The following is a 538-nucleotide window of genomic DNA, read 5'->3' as shown; positions in this document are numbered from 1 at the left end:
GCACGGTGCGCGAGTCGTACATGGTGGCGAGGATGCCGTCCAGCCGCAGCTCCGGGTTGAGCCGCTCGCAGACCTTCTCGATGGTCTCGGTGAGCAGCGCGACGCCGCGCAGCGCGAAGAACTCGCACTCCAGCGGCACGATCACGCTGTGAGCGGCCGTCAGCGCATTGACCGTCAGCAGACCCAGCGAGGGCTGGCAGTCGATGATGACGTAGTCGTAGTCGGGCAGCAGCGGCCGCAGGGCGCGCGCCAGCGCGGACTCCCGGGCCACCTCGCTGACCAGCTGCACCTCGGCGGCGGAGAGGTCGATGTTGGACGGCAGCAGGTCCATGCCCGGCACGGCCGTCTTCAGCAGCACCTCATCGGCCGTCAGTCCGCGCTCCATGAGCAGGTTGTAGACGGTGACGTCGAGTTCCATCGGGTTGACGCCGAGTCCGACGGAGAGGGCGCCCTGCGGGTCGAAGTCGACGAGCAGTACCCGGCGGCCGTACTCGGCGAGCGCGGCACCGAGGTTGATGGTCGACGTGGTCTTGCCGAC

The 538-nt window shown here is 68.8% G+C and carries 1 protein-coding gene; it reads right to left on the bottom strand.

The genetic code is table 11. From position 1 onward, the window contains the following. Positions 1–538: ParA family protein (locus BI06_RS11080; RefSeq protein ID WP_043467745.1), on the bottom strand; the 538-nt coding region annotated here is incomplete at both ends.

The sequence above is a fragment of the Kitasatospora sp. MBT66 genome, assembly GCF_000710405.2.
Lineage (GTDB): Bacteria > Actinomycetota > Actinomycetes > Streptomycetales > Streptomycetaceae > Kitasatospora > Kitasatospora purpeofusca.
Note: the sequence above shows the minus strand (reverse complement) of the source record. Positions and strands in the feature narration are given on the sequence as shown.